The following is a 23,299-nucleotide window of genomic DNA, read 5'->3' as shown; positions in this document are numbered from 1 at the left end:
GGCAGACTGCCCCGCGTTGGAGGAGGGATTCGATCCCTTTTGACAGAATCGAAAATTCCGGCGGGTCGGTGCCCGACCGGACTCAAGGTCTACGGGAGGACACCAATGACCATCAAGCAAATCGCAACATCCCTTGCCGCCGCCGCGATGATCGCATCGCCCGCCGCCGCCGAGGTCGATTTCTCGGGCGAAACCATCGAATGGGTGATCCCGTTCTCGGAAACCGGTGGATCGGCCAAATGGGCAAACTTCTTCGCGCCGCTGCTGTCCGAGGAGCTGCCCGGCAATCCGACTGTCGTGGTCAAGTTCATGCCAGGCGCCGGCTCCACCAAGGGAGCCAACTGGTTCCAGGAGCAGGAACACGAGGACGGCACGCTGCTTTTCGGCACATCGGGATCGACGCAGTTTCCCTATCTGCTCGACGATCCGCGCGTGCGTTATGAATACAGCGATTGGAATCCCGTCATGGCGACGGGCACGGGTGGCGTGGCCTATCTGCGCCCCGAGGATGGCGAGAAGTTCGACGGCTCGGCCAACAACCTTCAGGACAAGGATTTCATCTACGGCTCGCAAGGCGCGACGCGGCTCGACCTGGTGCCGCTGCTGGCCTGGAAGATGCTTGGCATGAACGTGGAGCCTGTCTTCGGCATCAAGGGCCGGGGCGATGGCCGCCTGATGTTCGAGCGCGGCGAGGCGACGATCGATTACCAGACCTCGTCCAGCTATCTCGGTGCCTCCGCCGATCTGGTCGAGCAGGGCAAGGCCGTGCCGATGATGACCTGGGGTGCGTTGAACGAGGATGGCGAGATCGTGCGCGATCCGACCTTCCCCGACATTCCGACCTTCAAGGAAGTCTGCGAGGCCACCGATGGCTGCGAGACCAGCGGCGAGGCATGGGACGCGTGGAAGGCGTTTTTCATCGCCGGCTTCCCGGTGCAGAAGATCGCCTTCTTGCCCCAGGGCACGCCGCAGGAGGTGATCGACACCTACACCGCCGCCTTCGATGCCGTGCGCAAGCGCGAGGATTTCCCGCAGATCGCCGCCAAGCGCGTCGGCAAGTATGACGTGTTCATCGGCGAAGGCGCGCAGAAGGCGACGAAAGCCGGCACCAGCGTGTCGCCGGAGGCGAAGGCATATGTGAAGGACTGGCTGCAGGACGCCTACGGCGTATCGCTGCAATAAGCCTTTCTTGCGCGGCCCCGGAGGGAACTTCGGGGCCGTTCCGTTTCCGCCCCCCACATAAGGACGCCACGCGATGGACCTCTTCGCCACCGCCCTGCCGGCCCTTGCCGATGCCTGGGCCTTGATCCTGCAACCCCTTGTGCTGGGCTATCTCGTGCTCGGCGTCGTGATGGGGCTGGCCGTCGGGGTCTTTCCGGGGCTCGGCGGGATCGCCGGCCTGTCATTGCTGTTGCCCTTCATGTTCGGGATGGAGCCGGTGCTCGGCCTTGCGCTGATGATCGGCATGGTGGCGGTCGTGCCCACTTCGGACACCTTCGCTTCGGTGCTGATGGGCATCCCCGGATCCTCGGCCAGCCAGGCGACCGTGCTCGACGGCTTTCCGCTCGCCAAGAAGGGGCAGGCGGCGCGGGCGCTTTCGGCGGCCTTCACCTCGTCACTCTTCGGCGGGCTGGTCGGCGCGGTGTTCCTGACGCTTTTCATCGTGGTTGCGCGGCCGCTGGTGCTGGCCTTCGGGCTGCCCGAGATGCTGATGATCTCGATCCTCGGCCTGTCGATGGTCGCCATCCTCGCCGGGCGCATTGCGCTCAAGGGGTTGGCTGCGGCGGGACTCGGCATGCTGATCGGCACCATCGGAGAGGCCGATGCGGGCGGCTCGCTGCGCATGGCGACCTATGACATTCCCTACCTGACGGACGGTCTCAAGCTTGTGATCGTCGGTCTTGGCATCTTCGCCGTGCCGGAAATCGTCAGCCTGCTGCGGCAGGACAGCTCCATCGCCAAGGACGCGAGGCTGGGCGCGGGCTGGGGCGCCGGTGTGCGCGACTGGGCGGCGAACAAATGGCTTTCGATCCGATGCTCGCTGATCGGCGTGGTGGTCGGGGTGATCCCCGGCCTTGGCGGGTCGGTCGTGGACTGGATCGCCTATGGCCATTCGGTGCAGACGACCAAGGACAAATCGAATTTCGGCAAGGGCGAGATTCGCGGCGTGATCGGGCCGGAAAGCTCCAATAACGCCAAGGAAGGCGGCGGGCTGGTGCCGACACTGCTTTTCGGGATCCCCGGCTCGGGGTCCATGGCGATCTTCATCGGGGCCATCGCGCTCTTGGGATCGGGCGATATCGAGGTCGGCCCGACCATGCTGCGCGACAATCTCGACATCACCTATTCCATCGTCTGGCTGCTGGCGCTGGCCAATGTCGTCGGCACGCTGCTTTGCATCGCCGCCTCGGGCGGGATCGCGCGGCTGACGACGATCCGCTTCACCTATCTCGCGCCGTTCCTTTTCATGCTGATCTCCTTCGCCGCGTTCCAGTCGGGGCAGAATTTCGAGGACATTCTCGCGCTCTTCGTGATCGGGCTGATCGGCATTTTTCTGCGCCGCTTCGACTGGTCGCGCCCGGCTTTCCTGATCGGTTTCGTGCTGTCCAACCCGGTCGAGAAATTCTCCAACCAGGCGTTCCAGATCGCGTCCTTCCGGTTCCGCAGCAGCGTCGAGGAAGGTCTGAACTATATTTTCTCGCCCATCGTGATCGTCCTGCTCATCATCACGCTCGTGTCGATCGTTTTGGGCATCCGGCAATCCAAGAAGATCATGGCCGAGGGCGATGTGGCCTCCGGCTCCAAGCGCGCGCCGATGGTGTTCCTGCTGGCGATCACCGCCTATGTCACCGCCGCGCTGATCAATGCGTCCATGATCCCCGACTACAATATGACCGACAAGATCGTGCCTCTGGTGATCGGAGGCATCACATTGGCGGCCTGTCTGATCCTGCTGGCGCAGATGATCCTGCGGCCCGAGACGGATCCCATTTTTGCCGACAAGGAAATCGCCGGGGAGGAGGCCGAAGCGCCCTTTGGCCTGTGGGGCACATTGGCATGGTTCGCCGGCCTTATCGCGGCGACCTATGTGGTCGGCTTCATCCTCGCGCTGCTGGGCTTTCTCATCGCCTTCTTCCGGTTCCGTGCCGGGGCGGGGTGGGGCAAGACGCTGATTTTGACCGCTGCCGGTATCGCGCTGATGTGCGTCATGGCCGGTGCGCTCGGCCGTGACTTCCCGCCGGGGCTGCTTCAGGGGATGGTGGATCTGCCATGGCCGCTCGGATGAGCCCGCTGCGTCTGCTTGCCTTGCCCGGCGACGGGATCGGCCCGGAAATCACCGCCGCCACGCAGCAGGTGCTGCGCGCCGCCGCGCCGCTGATGTCGCGCGAGTTGGAAATCGCGGAAGCGCAGATCGGCTTCGCTGCGTTGGCCGCGTCGGGCACGACGATCCCCGATGACGTGATCGCACAGGCCAAAGCCGCCGATGGCGTGATCCTCGGCCCCGTGTCGCATAACGACTACCCGCCCGTCGCCGAAGGCGGGCGCAACCCGTCCGGCGTGCTGCGCGTCGGGCTTGAGCTATACGCCAACATTCGGCCGGCGCGGACCTATGACGGGCTCGATGCACCCACGCGCCGCCCCTTCGATCTGGTCGTCGCGCGCGAGAACCTCGAAGGGTTCTATGCCGACCGCAACATGCACGAGGGCGGCGGCGAGTTCTGCCCGGTGCCCGGCGTCGCGCTGGCGATGCGCAAGATCACCGAAGAGGGATCGCGCCGGATCGCCCGCGCCGCGTTCCGCCTTGCCGCCGAACGGCAGGGTCGCGTGACGGCCATTCACAAGGCGAACGTGATGCGGATCACCGATGGGCTTTTCCTGCGCGTCTGCCGCGAGGAAGCGGCGCGGCATCCGAAGATCGCCTATGACGAGCTTCTGGTCGATGCCGCCGCCGCCCATCTGGTGCGCCACCCGGACCGGTTCGACGTGCTGCTCTGCACCAATATGTTCGGTGATATCCTGTCCGATCTGGCATCCGAGCTGTCGGGCGGGCTGGGCCTTGCCGGCTCGCTCAATGTCGGAGGCACCCACGCGGTGGCGCAGGCGCAGCACGGCTCCGCGCCCGATATCGCCGGGCAGGACCGCGCCAATCCGACGTCGCTGATCCTTTCGGCCGCGATGCTGCTGCGCCACCTTGGCGAAGCGCCCGCCGCCGATGCGATAGAGGCCGCCGTCGCGCGCGCGCTGGCCGCGCCCGAAACCCGCACCGGCGATCTGGGCGGCGCGCTCGGAACTGCCGGGTATACCGAAACGCTCTGCACCCTGATCGAAAAGGCACCGAGATGAGCCAGACCGCCATTCCCTTCCTCTTCATGCGCGGCGGCACATCGCGCGGGCCGTATTTCCGGCGCTCCGATCTGCCCGGCGATCGGGAAACGCTGTCGGACGTTCTGATCGCCGCGCTCGGTGCGGGCCATCCGCTCAATATCGACGGCATCGGCGGCGGCGCGGCGGTGACGACCAAGGTGGCGATGCTGTCACCCTCCGAGGACGGTTGGGCCGATGTGGATTACTTCTTCGCGCAGGTGTCGGTGGAGGATCGGCTGGTCGATTACCGCCCGACCTGCGGGAATATCCTCTCGGGAGTCGGCCCCGCCGCCATCGAGATGGGGCTGGTCGCGCCGCAAGGCGATGTGACGCAGGTGAAGATCCGCGCGGTCAACACCGGCGCGCGCGTGGTGGCCGAGGTGAAGACCCCCGGCGGCGCGCTGACCTATGAGGGCGAGGCGGCGATTGCCGGCGTCCCCGGCAGTGCCGCGCCGATTGCGCTCAACTTCATGGGGGTGGTCGGATCGTCGACCGGGGCGTTCCTGCCCACCGGCAACCTGCGCGATACCATTGATGGGCTGGAGGTGACATGCATGGATGTCGCCATGCCCATCGTCATCGCCCGAGCGTCGGATTTCGGGCTGACGGGGCATGAAAGCGTATCGGCTCTGGACGGCGATGCCGCCTTCTTTGCGCGGATGGAAGCCATCCGCATCGAGGCGGGCGCGCGCATGGAAATGGGCGATGTAAGCCAGTCGGTGACGCCGAAATTCGCTCTGCTCGCCCCGGCGCAGGGCGGCGGCACCATCGCCGCGCGCTATTTCATGCCGTGGAAGACGCATCCGTCCATGGCCGTCACCGGCGCGCAATGCCTTGCCTCCTGCGCGCTGACGCCGGGGACGGTGGCCGATGGGCTGTTGCAACGGCCCGAAAGCGGGCCCGCCGAAGTGGTGCTGGAACACGCCTCGGGCACCATCGAGGTGCTGGTGGATTACGAGACCGAAGGCGGGTTCGATCTGAAATCGGCCGGTCTCATCCGCACCGCGCGCAAACTGGCCGAAGGTCACGTCTTTGTGCCGCGCGCCGTCTGGGCGGGTTGATGCGGGTTCATATCCTCGATGACTGGTTCCACACGCTGCGCGGGTTGCCATCATTCGGGATGCTGGACGGGCATGACGTGACCGTCTGGACCGATCACATGGAAGGACATGCGCTGGCCGGACGGATCGCCGATGCCGAGGCGCTGGTGCTGTTCCGCGAGCGCACGCCTGTGACCCGCGCACTGCTCGAACGGCTACCGAAGCTGCGCCTGATCTCGCAGCGCGGAGCCTATCCGCATGTCGACGTGGCGGCCTGCACCGATCACGGCGTCGCGTTTTGCTCCAAGACGGGCGGGGAGGGCGCGAACCATGCGGCAGCGGAACTGACGATGGCGCTGATCCTGTCGGCGATGCGTCAGATTCCGCAGCAGATGGCCTCTGCCAAGGCCGGCAACTGGCAGATCGGCGTCGGCAAGACGCTGCGCGGGCGGCGGCTGGGGATCTACGGCTATGGCCGGATCGGGCGGGCTGTGGCGGATCTGGCGCGCGCTTTCGGGATGGAGGTGCTCTGGTGGGCTTCCCAAGCAGGGCGCGCGCGGGCTGTGTCGGAAGGGCAGCGCGTGGCCAAGAGCCGGGAGGCGTTTTTCGAAAGCTGCGACGTGACCTCGCTGCATGTGCGCCTTGCGCCCCAGACGCGCGGGATCGTGACGGCAGCCGATCTTGCCCTCATGCCGCAAGGCGCGGTTCTGGTGAACACGTCGCGCGCCGGGCTGATCGCACCGGGCGCGTTGCTGGGGGCGCTGAACGCCGGTCTGATCGCGGCAATTGACGTTTTCGACACCGAGCCGATGCGCGATCCCGCCGATCCGTTGCTGGCGCATCCGAACCTGATCTGCACGCCGCATATCGGGTTCGTCACCGAAGACGAGTTCGACCGGCAGTTCACCGATATATACGCCCAGATCAACGCCTTCGCGGCAGGCGCGCCGATCAATCTCGTCAATCCGGAGGCTTTGCGCCCCGCATGAACCGCGCCGCCACCGGCGCGCCGATGATGACCAGAACGATCCGCGTCAGGTGATGGGTGATGACGAAGCCCAGATCGGCCCCGGTGACGATGGCGAGCACCGTCATCTCCGCCTGTCCGCCCGGCGCGAAGGCGAGAAACGCATCGACCGGCACGGCCAGCCCCAGCCCCGTCACCGCCGCCGCGAAGCCCGCCGCGAGCACGGCAAGCACGAGCACATAGGCCATCCCCGCCGCGACGATCCGCGTCAGCTCGCCCCACGTCACGCCGAGAAACTGCACGCCGATGCCGCAGCCGATGAAGAATTGCGCGAAGAGGATCGCTTCGGCGGGTGGGCGAAAATGGATGACATCCGCCAGCGACAGCGCCGACGTCACGATCATCGGGCCCAGGATCGCCGCACCGAACAGGCCCAGCCGCTCGCCGCCCTTCCAGCCGACGAACGCGGCGGCGGCCATCAGAGCCAATTCGTGCAGCGGCAGCGACGCGGTCGGCACACCGATCGGATTGCTCAGCGCTGCGCCGTAGACCTGCGTGAGCAGGATCGGCGCCAGCGTCACGACGATCAGAACCCGCGTGGCATGGATGAGCGACAGCGCGCGCGGATCGCCGCCCGCTTCGATGCCGAAGAGGATCATGTCCTGCAACCCTCCGGGCATGGCCGCGTAATAGGCTGTCGGAGCGTCGAAGCCCCAGATCCGGCGGAAAAACGGCACACCGATCAGGGCGATCAGACCGATGAAGATCGGGATCAGCGCCACCGATAGCGCCATACGCGGCAATTGTCCGACGACTTCAGGCGTGATCGACGCGCCGACGGCTACGCCGAGGATCGTGCGCGCGGCGACGGAGATTTGGCCGAACCCCTTGAGCGGAACGTGAAGCAATGCGCCGGCGAGACAGAAGGCCATCGGGCCGAAAAGGAAGGGCAGGGGCACGCCGAGCAACCAGAAGACCCCGGTGCCGGTCGCGGCCAGTGCAAAAGTCGCCATGCGGGGGCGATGCCGGGTAGGCAAAAGAGGGATCAAGCGTGGTTCCTCCTCGGGTTGACAGCTATTGTATACGTTTGTATCCACGCGGATACAACAATCGATTGGTAGCGACCGGAGCCCCCGCCATGGCCCATGACGAAGATCATACGCCGCAAGGCAACGCTGTTTACCTGCGCCTGATGGACGAGCTGCGCGAGGGCGTTCTCAATCCCGGCGACCGGTTGCGCGAGACCGAACTGGCCGAGCGGCTGGGCGTCTCCAGAACCCCGGTGCGCGAGGCGATCCGCCAGATGGAAGCGGATGGCATCGTCACCCATGTGCCGCGTCAGGGGGCGAGCATCCGCACGCTCGACTATGCCGAGGTGATGGACCTTTATGAAATGCGCGCCGTGCTCGAAGGCACCGCGGCCCGTCTCGCCGCCCGCGCGGCCTCGGATATCGAGATCGCGGAACTGATCGACATGAACCACGCACTGGCCGAAAAGGGCAGCAGGCCGGACGCCTTCGCGCTCAACCGGCAGTTTCATGCGGCGCTGCTCGATGCGGCCAAGAACCGGTTTCTGACCCGCTCGATCACCGCGCTGCAAAAGGCGCTGATGATCCTGGGGCCGACCACCCTGACCGAACCCGATCGCGCCGAGCGGGCGGTGGAGGAACATCGTGCCGTGCTCAGCGCCATAGAGGCGCGCGACGGCGCGGCCGCCGAGGCGGCAATGCGCGCGCATATCGAGGGCGCGCAGCGCGTTCGCGTCCGCGCGCTTCGCTCGCGGCCCAGCTATGACGGAGACCTGTTATGACCGACCCCGATATCGTCATCATCGGCGGCGGCAATGCCGCGCTTTGCGCCGCGATCACTGCTGCGGAGGCCGGCGCGCGCGTGCTCATTCTCGAAGCTGCGCCGAAGCCCTATCGCGGCGGCAATTCGCGCCACACGCGCAACTTCCGCTGCATGCATCACGGCCCGCTCGGCCCGCTTGTCGAAAGCTATACCGAGGAGGAATATTTCGCCGATCTGATGAAGGTCACAGGCGGCAAGACCGATGAATATCTCGCCCGGCTCGCGATCCGAACCTCCGAGGAGTGTCTGCCGTGGATGGAAGAACATGGCGTGCGCTTTCAGCCCTCGCTGTCGGGCACGCTGTCGCTCGCGCGCACCAACGCCTTCTTTCTGGGCGGCGGCAAGGGGCTGGTGAACGCCTATTACCGCACCGCCGAAGCTCTGGGCGTCGTGGCGAAATACGACGCGCCCGTCACCCACCTAGAGCTTGAGGACGACCGCATCGCCTTTCTCGACTATACCTGCGAGGGCGAAACCCGCCGCGTCGCGCCGAAATCGGTGATCGTCGCCTCGGGCGGGTTCCAGGCCGATACCGATTGGCTCGCCCGCGCCTGGGGGCCGGCGGCGAAGAACTTTCTCATCCGGGGCACGCCCTACAATCGCGGTGTCGTGCTGGCCGATCTTCTGGATCAGGGGGTCGAGCAGGTCGGCGATCCGACGCAGTGCCACGCCGTCGCCATCGACGGGCGCGCGCCGAAATTCGATGGCGGCATCGTCACACGGCTCGATTGCGTGCCGTTCTCCATCGTCGTGAACAAGGAGGCCGAGCGCTTCTATGACGAGGGCGAGGATGTCTGGCCCAAACGCTACGCGATCTGGGGCAGGCTGGTGGCGGCGCAGCCCGATCAGGTGGGCTATGTCATCATCGACGCGAAATCGCTGGAGCTTTTCATGCCCTCGCTCTTCCCGCCGATCAAGGCCGATACGATCGAGAATCTGGCGGTGCAGATGGACCTGCCGCCGGACAAGCTGGCCCGGACCGTGGCCGAGTTCAACGCCGCGTGCGGCGATACATCGGGCTTCCACCCGACCGAGCTCGATGGCGTTGCCACGACCGGCATCACCCCGCCCAAGACGAACTGGGCCCGTCCGATCACCGAGCCGCCCTTCTATGGCTACTCGCTCAGAACCGGCGTGACCTTCACCTATCTGGGGCTCAAGGTCGACGAGCGCGCGCAATGTTCGGTGGGCAACCGCCCCGTGTCAAACCTCTGGGCGGCGGGCGAGACGATGGCCGGCTCGATCCTCGGGCAGGGCTATTTGGCCGGGTTCGGCATGACCATCGGAACCGTCTTCGGACGCATCGCAGGCAAGGAGGCCGCTTCCCATGCAAATGCAAACTGATCTTCTTCGGGAAGCCCGCCGGCAGGCCGAGATCTGCAATGCCTGCCGCTATTGCGAGGGCTATTGCTCGGTCTTTCCGTCATTGCACCGCGAGCGCGCCTTTGCGGATGGCGATCTGACCCATCTGGCGAACCTGTGCCACAATTGCCGGGGCTGCTACTATGCCTGCCAATACACCGCGCCGCACGAGTTCGACCACAACCTGCCGCGCGCCTTGGCCGAAGTGCGGCAGGACAGCTGGAAGGCCCACGCCTGGCCCCGCCCCTTCGCCGAGCTTTTCGACCGCGCGGGCGTTGCGATGGCGGTGCTGCTGACGCTGTCCTTCGCCACGCTCTTCGCGCTGGCGCAGATGATGCGGCCCGAAAGCGGCGAGGGGTTTTATGCCTACATGTCCCATTCGCTGATGGTGGCGATCTTCGCTCCGGCCTTTCTGCTGCCGCTGGCGGCGCTGGCCGTGTCGCTGCGTGGCTATTGGAAAACCACCGGCGCCACCCGCCTGCGGCCGCGCGATCTCTGGGCCGCGCTGCGTTCTGCCGGACGGATGCGCAACCTCGAAGGCGGGCATGGCGACGGTTGCAATTTCGAGGAAGAGGATCGCTTCAGCCACGCCCGGCGCATCGCGCATCAGGCGGTGCTTTACGGCTTCCTTCTGTGCTTTGCGGCCACCAGCAGCGGCACGATCCTGCATTATGTGTTCGACATGCCGGCGCCTTACAGCCTCTTCAGTCTACCCAAGCTCTTCGGGATTCCCGGCGGCATCCTGCTCGCTCTGGGCTGCGCCGCGCTGGCATGGCTCAAGACGCAGGCCGACCCCGAACTGGGCGCGGCGCATGTCTGGGGCGGGGAAATGGCTTTTATCCTGCTGCTCGAGGGAACGGGGCTTTCGGGGCTCGCGCTTTATGCGGCTGCCGGCACCTCCGCGGTCGGCGCGCTGCTCGCGCTGCATCTGGGGCTGGTGCTGACTTTCTTCCTGCTCACGCCGTTTTCGAAGATGGCGCACGGGTTCTACCGCATGGCCGCGCTCACCATCGAGGCGGCCAAGGCGGATCGTCGGATCGTCTAGGACAGGCTGACGAGGTGATTGTCCCAGCGCAGCCCGTCATGCGCGGCCGCGCCGGGGCCGCTGCCGATCCGCGCCACTGCGCCGGTGCCGGACGTCGCCGTGAAACCCGCGCCGCCGCGTGCGATACCGCAGGCATCGGCGATGCTCTGCGCGCTGGCGAAGCGGCCGTCCCGCGCATCGAAGATCTGCACCTGCCCGCCGCGCGGGGAGGTGGCGGCGATGCGGGTGCCGTCTTCCGAGAAGGCGATGCTGCCGACATAGCCGTTCATCGCGCGCACCCTGTCCTCGGGTGCCTCCAGCAGCCGGATCGACGCGCCGCGCTCATGTGTGGCGACCAGCGCCGACGGGTCTCGATCGCCCTGCCATTGCATCCCGATCGCCACCTGCCCCGAGCGGCTGACATCGAGATGCCGGATTGAATTCTTGTGCAAGGCAGCGTCGAGTTCGACCGTTTCCACGATAGCGCCGTCCGAGATGTAGCTCAGGTTCGGGCGCATCGTAGGAATGTTGAGCTTGGCGCGACCGCTGTCGGGATGCGTGTCGATCCCGCCATTGGCGACGACCAGCACATCGCTGCCGGGCAGGCGGCGAATTTCATGCGGGCCAATCCCTCCGCTGGCCCATTCGCCGATGCGGCGATAGCCCTTTTCCGCATCCCAGATGCCGATGCGCCCTTCTCCGGCCTCGTAGTCGTTTTCGGTGGTGAAGAGCCGCGTGCCATCCGCCGAAAACGCGCCGTGGCCGTAGAAATGCCGGCCCTCCGGTGCGGTCAGCGTGGCAATGCGCATGCCGAGTGCGCAATCGATCACCAATGCGAAGGTGCCGGGGCGACGGGCAAAGGCGACGGCTTCGGGACGCGCGGGATGGGCGGCGGCGGCATGGCCGCGTTCGGGAAGCGGAAGCTGGAACGCAAGATCCAGATCCGCGCGGATACCGCAGAGCACATAGCGCCCATCGCTCAGCGCGGCGGCGGAGAGATAGCGCGGCGCGCCCGCGTCCGCCCAAGAGGGTTTTGGCACGATCCCGGCCGCAAGCAAGCCGCCGAGAAAGCCGCGCCGTCCGGTTCGGTGCGTCGTCATCTCAATCTCCGTCGAGCGAATTGAACCCGGCGGCAACGCCGAGCGACGGGCCGAGGTCCTGCTCGGCCGTTTCGCGGATCGCGTCTATCGCCTGCTGCACGATTTCGAGCCTGAGCCGCGACTGGGGATCGGCGACACCGGCGAAGACCGGATCGTCTGCCGCGTCGAGCCTGTCGAGTGCGGTTTGAAACTCTTCCTCGAATCGGGTTCGCAGCGTCTCATTGCCCGCCGACAGCATCAGCGCCAGATCGCGCAGCGATGTCAGGCTGAGCCGCACATGGCGGGCCGAACGCATGGAGCGGCGCGCTTCGGCGCGGGTGGGGCGGGGTCGGTCGAAACTGCCCAGGGGCCGGCCGAGCCGCGTTTCGGAGGTGAATTGCAGCCCGGCGGTAAGGGTCTTGAACAGCTCCTGCACCGTTTCCTCGCCGCTGCGATAGCGCGCCTCCGGCCCCGGCGTGAGCATCGTGTCGCGGAAGCCGTCATGCCAGTCGGCGGCGATATCGGCGGCGGTTTGCGCGATGTCGGCAGTGACGGTGCGCACCAGCATGCAGCGGTAATCGGGATCGCCAGCGGCCATCAGCGTATCGTCGTAAAGCAGGTATTCCAGCGCATAGAAGCCCCGCGCCGCGATGGACATATCGGCATAGGTGTCCGCCGATTGCGCCACCGGATCGCGGCTCTCGATCAGTTGCCCCAGCGTGCGCGGCGTCGCGCCCCGGCTATCGGGCCAGAAAGCCAATGCGAAGGCGCGGTCGCCCTCCTCGGTCGGGCCGAAGCGCAGGTGGCTGGCCTTGACCCATGCGTCGAACGCTTCGTGATATGCCTCGCGCAGCGCAAATGCATCGGGCGCGCAATCGGCCTCAGCGGCCTCGGCCAGATCGCGACTCTCTAGCGCCAGCGCATCGATGCGCGGCAGCACATGGGTATCGATCACGCGCGGCAGCAGCGGATCGGGTTCCTCCGCCCCGGCGAGCATCGGCAGGCAGGTCAGGGCGGCGGCAAAAAGCGTGCGGATCATAGGCTCTCCAGATAACGGATCAGCGCCTCGCGATCCTCGGTGGCCATATGAACCACCGCTTCGCGATGCGGCGCGGCCTCCCCGCCATGCCACAGGATCGCCTCCAGAAGCGAGCGGGCGCGGCCGTCATGCAGGAAATAGGTATGCCCGCTGACCTGCTGCGTCAAACCGATCCCCCAAAGAGGCGGCGTGCGCCATTCCTGCCCGGTCGCCCGCGCTTCAGGGCGATTATCGGCCAGCCCCGGCCCCATGTCATGCAGCAGCAGGTCGGTATAGGGCCAGATCAGCTGGAAGCTCTGTTCGGGCTGATCTTCGAGCCTGTGGGTGACGTAGCTCGGCGTATGGCAGGAGGTGCAGCCGGTCTCGTAGAACACCTGCTTGCCCCGCAAGACCTGCGGATCGTCCAGATCGCGCCGCGCCGGCACGGCGAGGTTGCGCGAATAGAATGTCACCAGATCGAGCCCCTCCGCATCGATCTCGAATTCGCGCTCATCGCCATCGCCGTGCAGCGCGGCGATGCAATCGGCCTGAAGATCGGTGCATTCGCCGCTGCCGGCGGTGAAGAGCGGGTTGGAGATGCCGATATCGCCCACGAAGGCCGAGGCGGATTGTTCCTTGATCGTCGGATTACCGGCCTTGTGTCCGAAGCGGCCCAGCATGGGCTGTTCGAATTCCTTGGACCAGACGACATTCGGCCGCCCGGAGATCCCGTCGCCATCGGCGTCCTCGGGGTCGGCCTTTGCGAGGATGTCGGCCGCCGGGATCGCTTCGAGCAGGCCGAGGCCGATCATCTGCGGGGCCACGCGCGGGCTGAGCATCGCATTCGGGTGCAGCGGCCCGTAGCCCAGATCGGCGGCCTCATAGGTCGGGCGGCGGAGCGATACCTCGGTGCCATCGGCCAGCGTGACGGGCTCTTCCTCATAGGTGATCGACAGCCGGTATTCCGCCGGATGGCCCTGCACCGCGAAATCCTGAAGCTGGGTGCCGTAATTCGGATCGGGGAGCGTGGCGATGTAGTCCTCTATCTCATGCCCGAGCGCCGCATCGTCGCCCGGGATCGAGATGCGCAGGAACACCGAGATCGCGTTATCCTCCGGCCCTTCGGGCGGATGGCCGCGCCCGTCCTTCAGGTGGCAGCGCTGGCAGGAGCGGGCATTGTAGAGCGGGCCCAGCCCGTCCGAGGCGAGGGTCGAGGACGGGGAGGACACCCACAGCTTGCGAAACAGCCCGTTGCCGACGCGAAAATCGAGCTGTCCCTCGAAGGGGATGTTCGCCGAAGGTTGCGAGAACGCATCGGCATTGGGAAAAACGCGCACCGTGGCTGCGCCGGCGGGGCGTTCCTCGAATGTCTGCGGCGCGGTGAAATCGGTGGGCGGCGCGAGCGCGGCGGCGATGCGCTTCTTCTCGGCGTCGGTGCGCGGGACGACGTTCAGATGCGGATCGCCCAGATTCCAAGCCGGTGCGCCGGTATCGGCGGCGAGCGCCGCGCCCGCAAAGAGCGCAAGCGCGGCGGCTCCGAGGGGTTTCATCCGTTTTGGGGGGAATGTCTTGCGCATGGGTCTCAGCCGTCTTGCCGTGGAGGTGGCGCCGGGGCAGGGCGGACGCATCCGCCCCCGGCCATGTCGGAGCGCGTTACTGGAACACGGCGTCCGGATTGTCGAGGCTGTCGGAGCCTTCGATGGTGATCTGATCGACGCCAAGCGCGGAGACCACCCGCTCGATGGAACGCGTCTGATCGATCAGCCCATTGACGCCGCCCATGATGAGCGCTTCGCCCGCCGCGTTGCCGCGTTCGAGCATCTGGTCATAGGCCATGCCCGATTCCGCCGCGATCTTGATCCGGCCAAGCGCGTTGACCGCGTCGTTCAGCTTCGCCCGCATTTCCGCGTCGAGATCGCTGTCGGTATCGCGCACCAGATCGGAGAGCGACGGGCCGGACACGACGGTGCCATCGGTGCGCACATAGACGCCGTCATAGACGTTCCGGATGCCGATACCGTTGTAGTAGTGATCGTTATGCGTGTTGTCCGCAAAGCAGGAATGTTCCTCCTCGGGATCGTTGAGCATCACGCCAAGGCGCATCCGTTCGCCCGCGGTTTCGCCATAGGAGAGCGAGCCCATGCGGGTCAGCATCGCCGACAACCCGGCATCCGGATCGGAGAGCAGCGCCTCGCGCGCCGCGCCGCCGTCCTGCCATTGCGCGACCATCCATTCCAGGTCGGAGACCAGAAGATCGGTCGCCGCCGACAAATATTCGGCGCGGCGGTCGCAATTGCCGTTGGTGCAGGCCTCGCCGGAGGCGTAATCGGTCCAGGGGCGTTCGCCCGCGCCGTCGCCATGCGGATGCTTGTCCTGCCCCCAGAGCAGGAATTCCACCGCGTGATAGCCGGTGGCGACATTCGCCTCCACGCCATCGGCCTCGTGCAGCGTTTCGGCCAGAAGCTCGGGCGTGATCTCGGTCGCGTCGATCTCCTCGCCGGAAAGGGTGAATGTCGGGTTGGCGATCACGTTGAGCGCGGCGAGTTCGTTTTCATCCGACGGCCCGCCATAGGCGCTGCTGTCGACATAGTCGATCAGGCCCTCATCGAGCGGCCAGGCATTCACCTTGCCCTCCCAATCATCGACGATCGGATTGCCGAAACGGTAAACCTCGGTCTGCTGATACGGCACGCGTGCTTCGAGCCAGGCCTGCCGCGCGGCGGTCAGGTTCTCGGCCGACGGATCGGAGATCAGCTGGTTCACCGCGTCTTGCAGCCGCTTGGCGCCGGTCAGGCTGTCCCCGTAACCGGCGGCGGCGATATCGGCATAGGTGTCCAGCACCTCGGCCGTCTCGACGGCGAAGGCCGGGGCGGCCAGAACGCAGGTGAGGGCGGTCGAAAGCAGCATGTGTCTTGTCATGAAGTATCCTGTTGGTTTGAAGTGGTGAATTGGGATCAGCGCGATGCCGTTCGGGGCATGCGCGCTGGAGCCGGGGGCTGCCCGGAAGCGGAAGGGAATGACCGCGGCGCACGGGCGCTGCCTGCGGCGCAGGGCGCTATTTCGTCAGAATGAGTTTCCCGGCGCGGGTGATGCGCAGAACGTAGGTCTGATCGCCGAGGGTGATCTGCGCCAGATCGCCCCCTTCCGTCAGATCGCGCGCCGCATAGGTCGGCAGAACCGGCGCGGGGGTTTGCTTGGGCGGGGTGGAATGGAAGGTCATGTCCGGCCCTCCTCTCGGGTCTGTGCCCGATCGAGAAGCCAGACCAGATCGTTCTGATCCGACGCAGGCTGGCAGGCCAGCAATTCGAAAGCGTCGTTCTGGTGTGTCCGGTCCGTCGTGCGATCCCTTTCGGACCTGGGCTGGGCGGTGTGCTGCATGGCGACATCCTCGCATGAAATTCGGTTCGGTCTCTCATGTCGGGCTTTCCCAGCGCTTGGATTCGGGATGGCTGAACGTGCCTGACTCCTGAGTGAATTTGTCGGAAATGTCAACCCGACAATTTAACTCGGCTATCTCGGCGGCCTTTGCCGCCCGCGTGAACTCTGGAACATGAAAACGGCGCTCGTGTTTCTTACCCAAGGTGCCGATCCCCGGCGCTTGAACGACAGGAGGATACCCATGCGATATCTCGCACTGACCACGGCCACCGCACTGATCGCGCTTGCGCCGCTCGCGCAAGCGCAAAGCGAAGACGCCCAGGCGGATACCGGCAACGCCGTCGCGGACGACACCAGCGGCGGGATTCCGAGCGTTCTGCTGGTTACGGTCGGCAATTCCGAAATCACCGGCGAGGATGTCCAGGCGGTGATCGACGGGCTGCCCGAACGGCTCAGATCGCAGCCGCAGGACATGCTCGTGCCGATGGCGCTGGATTCGCTGATCTTGCGCGAACTGGTGCTCCAGAAGGCGCGCACGACCGATCTTGCCGACGATCCGGAAGTGAAGAGCCTTGTCGCAGAAAAGAGCGAGATGGCCGAGGAGGACGCCATGTTGCAGGTCTACCTCCAGCGCGAACTCGACACGCGCGCGTCGGACGAAAAGGTGCGCGAGATGTATGACGCGCTTCAGGAGAATTCCGATACCGAACTGCCGCCTTTCGAGGACGTGCGCCTTCAGATTGCGCAGCAGCTGCGGCAGCAGGCCTTGCAGGGGATCAAATCCGACCTGCAGGACGAGATCGAAATCGTGTTCTACGGCCCCGATGGCAAGCCGATGGAAGCTCGCGCCGATGTAGAGCAATAGGCGCCAAGCTCAGGCCGCGAGATCGGCCAGCGCGGCGCTGCAATGCGCGATCAGCGGTCGGGTCGTCTGCTCGCGGCCCGGCAGCCTGAGGCTGATCGCGATGTGCCGGGCGAGGGAAATGAGCCGGAGGCTCTCCACCCGCGCCCGGTTCAGCGGTGCCCGGCTGGCATAACCTTGCAGAAACGCCTCCGCTTGCATCTTCAACGCGCCGATATTGCCGTGAAAGCGCAAGCTGTGTTCATCGAGATGGGCGAGGAAGTTGCCCAGATCGATGGCCGGATCGCCGTTTGCATAAAGATCCAGATCGAGGAGCCAGGTTGTCTGCCCGTCGATCAGGATCTGATCGGGATAAAAGTCGCGGTGGATGCCGGTTGGCGCGACCGGCGGCAGGGTTGAGAGGATGTCGGACAAGCCGTGAAGGACGTGCGCGATCTCGTCCGCCTCGTTCGGCAGATGCTCTATCGCTTCTGACAACGCGCGCTCCAGCACCTCGCGTTCATCCTGCATCGACCAGTCGCGCCGAGCCGGAACCTGCGCCTTGTGCAGTTCCGCGAGCGCCGCGCCGGTTTGGCGCAGCGGAGCGGTGGCGCCATTCGGAGCAAGGCAATCGGTCAGCACCCGGCCCGGCACCTCGTCCTGCAGCCACAGCGCGGGATCGGAAACGATGCCCCGAGTGGCCGGCACGCCGACACGCATAGGCGCGGAGCCATCGAACCCGGCCGCGCGCAAAGCGTCATGCAGCGCAGGCGTGCGCGTGTCGGCCCCCTTGGCACGCAGCTTGCCAAGCGTGGGCGCGCGGCCGTCGATGCGATACCGGATCAAGGCCCGCCGCCCCGGTTTGTGACGCAGCAATTCGGCGCTGACGCTGCCCGGATGGTACCCCAGCGCATCGGTGAGCCGCAAGCGCATGGCAACCGGATCGAGCGCGGTGGCGAGCCGGGGTAATTTTGGATCGCGCAACAAGGCTTCGGCGCGGCGCAACAGGGCGGCGGCTTGATCCGGCCAATCCGCCCGGCGGCTGCGAAACGCCTCCGGCGCAAGCGCGATGAGCGCGCGGGCGTGTTGGGCGGGGATGGCTCGCGAGCGGGCCGGGCCATCCGCGTTCCGGTAGCCGTTCAGGAACGCATCTGCCGCGGCGTCGCGCCGATCCGGCTCAAGTGTGCCGCCGATCACCTGCGCGTCGAGCCGGGCGAGGAAACTGCCCACATCACGCGCCGGATCGCCGCTGGCGGCGCGATCCCAGTCGATGATCGTGGCCCGCGCGTCGTGAATGATCACCTGATCGGCGCTGAAATCGCCGTGGATCAGCGTTGCCGGGGCATCGTCAAGGGCCGCGGCTAAGCGCGAAGCGACGCTCTGCGCGAGGGAAGCCAGATCGGGATCGAGCGCGGCGAGCATTTCCACCTGCGCCGCGATTTCGACCGATGCATCGGGAGCGCGCCGGTGTGGCGCAATAGCAGCACTCTGTGCCTTCGCCAGCGCCTCACCGGCCATACGCCACGCGACGCAAGGCTGCGCGCTGCCCTCTTCGGGGCAAAGCGATGCGCCGTCCAGCCAGCGCCAGGCAAGGCAATGATGCCGCTCCGACGCGCCGATGAGCGGCGCGCTGCCCAGCGTTTCGGCCAGACGCGCGGCCTCATATGCCGGGCCGTAGTCCTCTGCCGTGTAGCATTTGATCAGCGCGTCGCCCGCGCGCAGAACCGCTCGCCGACCGGCCTTGTAGCGCAGCAGGCGTGGCGGGGTGCCGGGCTGGCTTCCCAGTAGTCTGCGCAACAGGCGCGGCGCGCGGTCAGGATCGGCAAGCCGTCGCGCTCCCTTGAGCGCCCTGTCCCGCGCCAGCGGCACCAGCGCGACGCAGGCATCTTCCAGCAACACCGCAGGGTTCGGCCCATCCAGCCACTCGGGCCGCGAACGGGCTTCCGCAAAGCGCGGTGGCGTGTAGGCCATAACGGCCAGCGCGTCCAAACCGCCATTCTCGGGGATCAACGACGCCACGCAACTCGTGCCGGGCTTGTAGCGCAGATAGGCCGCGCGCATCGGCGGCAGATCGCAGCGCGAAGCCAGCGCGCTTGCATCGAGCGCAAGGCGCAGGCCAGGCAGCGCGGCATCGCGGGCGATGAGCGCGAGATCCGAGTCAGGCAGCATCCGCACCGCCCCCGTGGCTGGCGCGGAACATCGTGGAATAGGCGCCACCCTTGCGCATCAGCGCATCATGCGAGCCGTCCTCGGCGATACGACCGCCGGTCAGGTGCAGGATGCGCCCTGCCCGCGCGGCGAGCGCAAGATCATGCGTGACAAGGAACGTCGTGCGCCCCTGCGCCAGCTTGCGAATGGCATCCACCACGGCGGCCTCGCTTTCGCGATCGAGGCCCACGGTCGGCTCGTCCAGCACGAGGATCGGCGCGCGGCGCAGCGCGGCGCGGGCGATGGCGATGCGCTGGCGCTGACCGGCCGACAGTGTCGCGCCGCGTTCGGCGATCTCGGTGTCGAAGCCCTCAGGCTGCGCCATGATGAACGCATGCGCATTGGCCAGCTTGGCGGCGGCGACGATTTCGTCCCGCGTCACCTCCCGCCCCACGCCAAGGGCGATATTCTCGGCCAGCGTGCCGCGAAAGATCAGCGTTTCCTGCGGCACCAGCGCGATATTGGCGCGCAGGCTGGACAGCGTGACATCGCGCAGATCCTGCCCGTCGATGGTGATGCGCCCCTGAGCCGGATCGTAAAGGCGCAGGAGCAGGCTGATGAAGGTCGATTTGCCCGCCCCCGAAGGGCCGGTGATCGCCACCGATTGCCCCGGCGCGATATCGGCGCAAAGCCCCGTCAGCGTTGGCCGGGCGGTGTCATAGCCGAAGGTGACATCCTCGAACCTGACCGCCCCCGGCGTGCCGTGCGGCAAGCGCTTGGCTCCGTCCGCATCGCGCACTTCCGGCATCTCGTCGAGCAGCGTGACCACGCGTTCGCCCGCCGCCGCCGCTTTGGCCAGACGCGCGGTGTATTTGGCGTATTCGCGCACCGGGCGGAAGGTGTTTTTCAGGTAGGTGATGAACACCAGCAGATCGCCGGGGCTGATCCGGCCCTTCATCACCTGAAGCGTGCCGAACCACAGAACGATCGCCAGCCCGATCCCGGTCAGCAGATCGACGGAGCGTTCCATCCCCGCCGCCAGCCGCTTGCCCTTCACGCCGGCGCGCAGGTCGCGGGCGTTGGCAGCGCCGAAATCCTGCGCCGCGCGCTCTTCGAGGCCGAGCGCCTGAACGGTGCGGATGCCGGCCATCGTTTCGGCCCCTGTCGCGGCCAGCTCGCCCTCACGCTTGCGCTGGCTGCGGCTGACCTCCCGGATGCGGCGCGTCAGTTTTAGCGAGACGATCCAGAGGATCGGCAGCGGCGACAGCGCCAGCAGCGCCAGCCGCCAGTCGAGCCACAGCATGACGCCGAGCATTCCGCACAGCACCAGCAGGTTCGCCGCCAGCGGCAGCGCGGCGGTGACGGCGGTTTCCTTGAGCATGCCCACATCGCTGACCAGCCGCATCGTCAGATCGCCGGTGCGCGAACGCGCGTGAAACCCCGGCGACAGGGTTTGCAGGTGTCGAAAAAGATCGCCCCGCACGGCCGTCAGAACGCGGTTGCCAACAATGGCGAAGCCGACCGTGGAGAGATACTGAAAGAGCGCTTTCAGCCCGATCACCGCAATCAGCCCGAGCGCGCAGAGCGCCAGCAATGTCGTCGGTTCGAGCGCGCCCAGCTCGGCGGTTTCACCGGCAGTCGATGGCACGATGCGGTCGATCACGAATTTGAGCGGCCACGGCTCCAGAAGCTTCATCGCCGTTGCGGCGAGAAGCGCAAGAACGGAACCGGCCAGCGTTGCGCGGTGCCCGCGCATGTAGGGCGCGAGCCGTGCCATGATACGTCCGAGGCTCGGAAAGACCTCTGACATCTTGTCCTTGCGCCCCGTGCTCATGCCGCCTCTGCCATGAAGAACCCCGCGCAGCGGAAGATCTGCGCGGCGACGTTGTCCCACGTGTGGTGCGCCAGAACTTCGGCCCGCGCGGTGCGACCGAGCCGGGCGCGCATGTCGGGAGCTTCGGCCAGACGGGTGAACGCAGCGGCCAGCGCGTCCGCATCGTCGGGCGGACAAAGTAGTCCGGTCCGTCCATGCGCGACGACCTCGTCCAGATGGCCGACGCGGCTCGCCACCACCGGAAGGCCGGCGGCCATGTATTCATAAAGCTTGAGCGGGGAGAAATAGAACTCCTGCGCGCCGGAATAGGGCGCTGCGGCAACATGCATCCGCGACAGTGCCTCCGGCACCTCAGCCGCGCCAAGCGCGCCGGTGAACTCGGCGGCATGCGCCAGCCCCAGCGCGGCGAGCCGCGCCTCGTAGCCTGCGCGCTCCGGCCCGTCGCCGACGATGAGCAAACGCGCGTCCGGCGCCGGCCCCGCGCGCAAGAGCGCGAAGGCGTCGATCAGGGTGGCGACGTCATGCCAGGGCTTGAGCGTGCCGAGAAAGCCCACGGTGAATGGCCCCTCTGCCGGCTGGCGCGCCGGAAACCGCGCCGGGTTCACCGCATTGGGGATCACCCGCACATTGAGAGAGCCGAGGCTGCGCGCATAGCGCCCCACTTCGGGAGAGACGGCGGAGACCGTCTCCGCCGCCGTGATCGCGCGGCGGGCGCTGGCTTCTGCCTCCGACGGGAGGGCAAGCGAGCGATGGCGCTGTTGTTCCTCGATCAGCGGCGCGTTGATTTCGAGAATGCCGGGAATCCCGCTTTGCGAGGCCCATTCCATCGCCGCGTGGGCAAAGAGCGCGTGGCGCTCGTAAACCATATCGAACGGCCCCTGCGCAATCAGCGCGGCCTCGACAGCGCCGTTCAGCTCGATCAGCGCGCGCTCGCGTGCGGCGCGGTCGCCCTTGGGCAGCCCGGACAGCGCTACGTGCCGAACGGCTCGCAGGTCGGCGGGCACGGTGCCCGAGAGGTTGGGCGAGATCAGCGTGACCTCGGCCCCGCGCGAAACGAAGGCGCGCAGCATTTCCTGAACGTGGATCGACGCGCCTTTGGTGCCGAAGCAGGGGATGCCGGGGTCGGTGCAGACATAGGCGATACGCATCAGGCGGCTCCTTTTTGCGGGGTTTGCGAGGCGATGCAGGCGGCGAAGAGATCGCGCAGATGCGCCGCGTTACGGGTGATGTCGAACTCCGCTTCGATCAGCGCGCGTGCGGAGCGCGAAAGCCTCGCGGCGAGCGCCGGATCGCCGGAAAGCCGCGCCATCGCGTCCGCCAGCGCCTCTGCGTCGCGTTCGGGAACGCAAAGCCCGGTATCGTTGTCGCGCACCAGCTCGGGGATGCCGACGACATCGGTCGAGATGCAGGGCGTTCCAAGCGCCATCGCTTCAAGCAGCACGGTCGGCAGGCCATCGCGGTTGCCATCCGCGCCCACCACGCAGGGGCAGACGAGCATCGACGCCCGGCGCAGCGCGTCGAACACCTCGGCTTGCGGGCGCGGGCCGTCCAGGCGCACCACGTTCTGCAGGCCGGCGGCGTCGATCCGGGCGCGCAGCGCCGCTTCCTGATCGCCGGAGCCGATGATGCGGCAGGGCACGGTATGGCCCGCATCGCGCATGAGCGCCATCGCGTCGATGAGAACGTCAAAGCCTTTCTTTTCGACCAACCGGCCAATGGCGAGGATCTCGCCGCCCGAGTTCGGCGCGGCATAGGGCAGGCGGGTCAGATCGAGCCCGTTATAGATGCGCGCCACATGCGCCGCATCGGCGCCGAACCGGTCGCGCAGATAGGCGCGGTTGTAATCCGACACGGTGACGGCCCCGGCGGCATCGCGCAGTTTCTCGTCGAGGTGAACCGGGGTGTCGTAATCGTGGTAGATATCCTTGGCATGCATGGTGAAGCTGTAGGTGATCCCCGCCAGAGCGGCCGCGAGCCGCGCAACGGAGGTGGACACGGTTCCGAAATGCGCGTGCAGATGCGTGATACCGCGCTCATGCGCGGTTAGCGCGACGATGATCGCCTGCGCCACGTCGCGCCCTGCCGCGCCGGTCATGGCGTGCAGCGCCGTCCAGCCGCTGGGCAGCGTATCGCGCGCGCGTTCGATCAAGGACCAGAGCGCATCGGCGTTGCGGAAACTGTCGGGCACCCGCGTCACCGGCGCGCGGACGCGGCCCAGCATGTCCTGAAAATGCGTCTCCTCGACGGGGCGCAGGGCGAAGATCTCGATCTCCTGTCCCGCTGCCTCATGGGCGAGGATCTCGGTCACGATGAAGGTTTCGGAAAAGCGGGGATAGCGCTTGAGAACGTAGCCGATCTTGCCTGCGGGTGAATGAGTCATGGAGAATTCCTT

20 protein-coding genes are annotated in these 23,299 nt (G+C 66.6%); 9 read left to right on the top strand and 11 right to left on the bottom strand.

Annotated elements, in window-relative coordinates; translation table 11 throughout:
* Positions 1-105: 105 nt before the first annotated feature.
* The 5 genes from M3465_RS12765 (at position 106) to M3465_RS12745 (ending at position 6,394) form a co-directional block, all read left to right on the top strand.
* On the top strand, positions 106-1,182 hold the full coding sequence (locus tag M3465_RS12765; RefSeq protein WP_249502148.1) for a type 2 periplasmic-binding domain-containing protein: 1,077 nt from the start codon (positions 106-108) through the stop codon (positions 1,180-1,182).
* Between the two features lie 73 nt (positions 1,183-1,255).
* A complete protein-coding gene (locus M3465_RS12760; RefSeq protein WP_249502147.1) occupies positions 1,256-3,286 on the top strand; it encodes a tripartite tricarboxylate transporter permease in 2,031 nt (676 codons plus the stop codon).
* Positions 3,283-4,344, top strand: coding sequence for an isocitrate/isopropylmalate dehydrogenase family protein (locus M3465_RS12755; RefSeq protein WP_249502146.1), 1,062 nt, complete (start codon positions 3,283-3,285; stop codon positions 4,342-4,344). The genes M3465_RS12760 and M3465_RS12755 overlap by 4 nt, the downstream gene beginning before the upstream one ends.
* Positions 4,341-5,426: a 4-oxalomesaconate tautomerase gene (locus tag M3465_RS12750; protein WP_249502145.1), complete on the top strand. Its 1,086-nt coding sequence runs from the start codon at positions 4,341-4,343 to the stop codon at positions 5,424-5,426. Before M3465_RS12755 ends, M3465_RS12750 begins: the two co-directional genes overlap by 4 nt.
* Positions 5,426-6,394: a D-2-hydroxyacid dehydrogenase family protein gene (locus tag M3465_RS12745; protein WP_249502144.1), complete on the top strand. Its 969-nt coding sequence runs from the start codon at positions 5,426-5,428 to the stop codon at positions 6,392-6,394. Before M3465_RS12750 ends, M3465_RS12745 begins: the two co-directional genes overlap by 1 nt.
* Here M3465_RS12745 and M3465_RS12740 read toward each other — a convergent pair.
* The gene (locus tag M3465_RS12740) at positions 6,366-7,385 is read right to left on the bottom strand and encodes an AbrB family transcriptional regulator (RefSeq protein WP_249502143.1); all 1,020 of its coding nucleotides are present in this window, start codon (positions 7,383-7,385) and stop codon (positions 6,366-6,368) included. The two genes, M3465_RS12745 and M3465_RS12740, sit on opposite strands and share 29 nt — an antisense overlap.
* Positions 7,386-7,510: 125 nt before the next feature.
* On the opposite strand from M3465_RS12740, the gene M3465_RS12735 reads away from it, so the two are divergent.
* The 3 genes from M3465_RS12735 to tcuB are packed head-to-tail and all read left to right on the top strand — an operon-like array spanning position 7,511 to position 10,630.
* A complete protein-coding gene (locus M3465_RS12735) occupies positions 7,511-8,182 on the top strand; it encodes a GntR family transcriptional regulator (RefSeq protein WP_249502142.1) in 672 nt (223 codons plus the stop codon).
* Positions 8,179-9,567, top strand: coding sequence for an FAD-dependent tricarballylate dehydrogenase TcuA (gene tcuA, locus M3465_RS12730; RefSeq protein WP_249502141.1), 1,389 nt, complete (start codon positions 8,179-8,181; stop codon positions 9,565-9,567). Before M3465_RS12735 ends, tcuA begins: the two co-directional genes overlap by 4 nt.
* Positions 9,551-10,630 (top strand): tricarballylate utilization 4Fe-4S protein TcuB, encoded by a 1,080-nt coding sequence (tcuB, locus tag M3465_RS12725; RefSeq protein WP_349305042.1) that lies wholly within the window; start codon positions 9,551-9,553, stop codon positions 10,628-10,630. Before tcuA ends, tcuB begins: the two co-directional genes overlap by 17 nt.
* Here tcuB and M3465_RS12720 read toward each other — a convergent pair.
* From M3465_RS12720 to M3465_RS12695, 6 genes are all read right to left on the bottom strand, one after another.
* Positions 10,627-11,709, bottom strand: a complete 1,083-nt coding sequence (locus tag M3465_RS12720) for a DUF1513 domain-containing protein (RefSeq protein WP_249502140.1) — start codon at positions 11,707-11,709, stop codon at positions 10,627-10,629. The genes tcuB and M3465_RS12720 overlap by 4 nt on opposite strands.
* Before the next feature lies 1 nt (position 11,710).
* Positions 11,711-12,727 carry an imelysin family protein gene (locus M3465_RS12715; RefSeq protein ID WP_249502139.1) on the bottom strand — a complete coding sequence of 339 codons (1,017 nt, stop codon included), beginning with the start codon at positions 12,725-12,727 and terminating at the stop codon, positions 11,711-11,713.
* Positions 12,724-14,256: a di-heme oxidoreductase family protein gene (locus M3465_RS12710; protein ID WP_249502373.1), complete on the bottom strand. Its 1,533-nt coding sequence runs from the start codon at positions 14,254-14,256 to the stop codon at positions 12,724-12,726. The genes M3465_RS12715 and M3465_RS12710 overlap by 4 nt, the downstream gene beginning before the upstream one ends.
* Before the next feature lie 103 nt (positions 14,257-14,359).
* A complete protein-coding gene (locus tag M3465_RS12705) occupies positions 14,360-15,625 on the bottom strand; it encodes an imelysin family protein (RefSeq protein WP_249502138.1) in 1,266 nt (421 codons plus the stop codon).
* 136 nt (positions 15,626-15,761) lie between these two features.
* Positions 15,762-15,926 carry a hemin uptake protein HemP gene (gene hemP, locus M3465_RS12700; RefSeq protein WP_249502137.1) on the bottom strand — a complete coding sequence of 55 codons (165 nt, stop codon included), beginning with the start codon at positions 15,924-15,926 and terminating at the stop codon, positions 15,762-15,764.
* The gene (locus tag M3465_RS12695; RefSeq protein ID WP_249502136.1) at positions 15,923-16,084 is read right to left on the bottom strand and encodes a hypothetical protein; all 162 of its coding nucleotides are present in this window, start codon (positions 16,082-16,084) and stop codon (positions 15,923-15,925) included. Before M3465_RS12695 ends, hemP begins: the two co-directional genes overlap by 4 nt.
* A gap of 241 nt (positions 16,085-16,325) precedes the next feature.
* Between M3465_RS12695 and M3465_RS12690 the strand changes: the two genes are divergently transcribed.
* Positions 16,326-16,949 (top strand): SurA N-terminal domain-containing protein, encoded by a 624-nt coding sequence (locus M3465_RS12690; protein ID WP_249502135.1) that lies wholly within the window; start codon positions 16,326-16,328, stop codon positions 16,947-16,949.
* Positions 16,950-16,958: 9 nt separating this feature from the next.
* Here M3465_RS12690 and M3465_RS12685 read toward each other — a convergent pair whose 3' ends face one another.
* From M3465_RS12685 to M3465_RS12670, 4 genes are read right to left on the bottom strand one after another with little or no spacing between them, the layout of a single operon-like run.
* Entirely contained in the window at positions 16,959-19,094 is a 2,136-nt protein-coding gene (locus M3465_RS12685) for a phosphotransferase (RefSeq protein WP_249502134.1), read from the bottom strand.
* Positions 19,084-20,907 carry an ABC transporter ATP-binding protein gene (locus tag M3465_RS12680; protein ID WP_249502133.1) on the bottom strand — a complete coding sequence of 608 codons (1,824 nt, stop codon included), beginning with the start codon at positions 20,905-20,907 and terminating at the stop codon, positions 19,084-19,086. The genes M3465_RS12685 and M3465_RS12680 overlap by 11 nt, the downstream gene beginning before the upstream one ends.
* On the bottom strand, positions 20,904-22,055 hold the full coding sequence (locus tag M3465_RS12675; RefSeq protein ID WP_249502132.1) for a glycosyltransferase family 4 protein: 1,152 nt from the start codon (positions 22,053-22,055) through the stop codon (positions 20,904-20,906). The genes M3465_RS12680 and M3465_RS12675 overlap by 4 nt, the downstream gene beginning before the upstream one ends.
* Complete coding sequence (locus tag M3465_RS12670; RefSeq protein WP_249502131.1) at positions 22,055-23,287, bottom strand: glycosyltransferase family 4 protein; 1,233 nt, start codon at positions 23,285-23,287, stop codon at positions 22,055-22,057. The genes M3465_RS12675 and M3465_RS12670 overlap by 1 nt, the downstream gene beginning before the upstream one ends.
* Between the last annotated feature and the right edge of the window lie 12 nt (positions 23,288-23,299).

The organism is Marivita sp. GX14005, from assembly GCF_023370775.1.
Lineage (GTDB): Bacteria > Pseudomonadota > Alphaproteobacteria > Rhodobacterales > Rhodobacteraceae > Marivita.
This window is presented reverse-complemented; position numbering and strand designations above follow the sequence as displayed.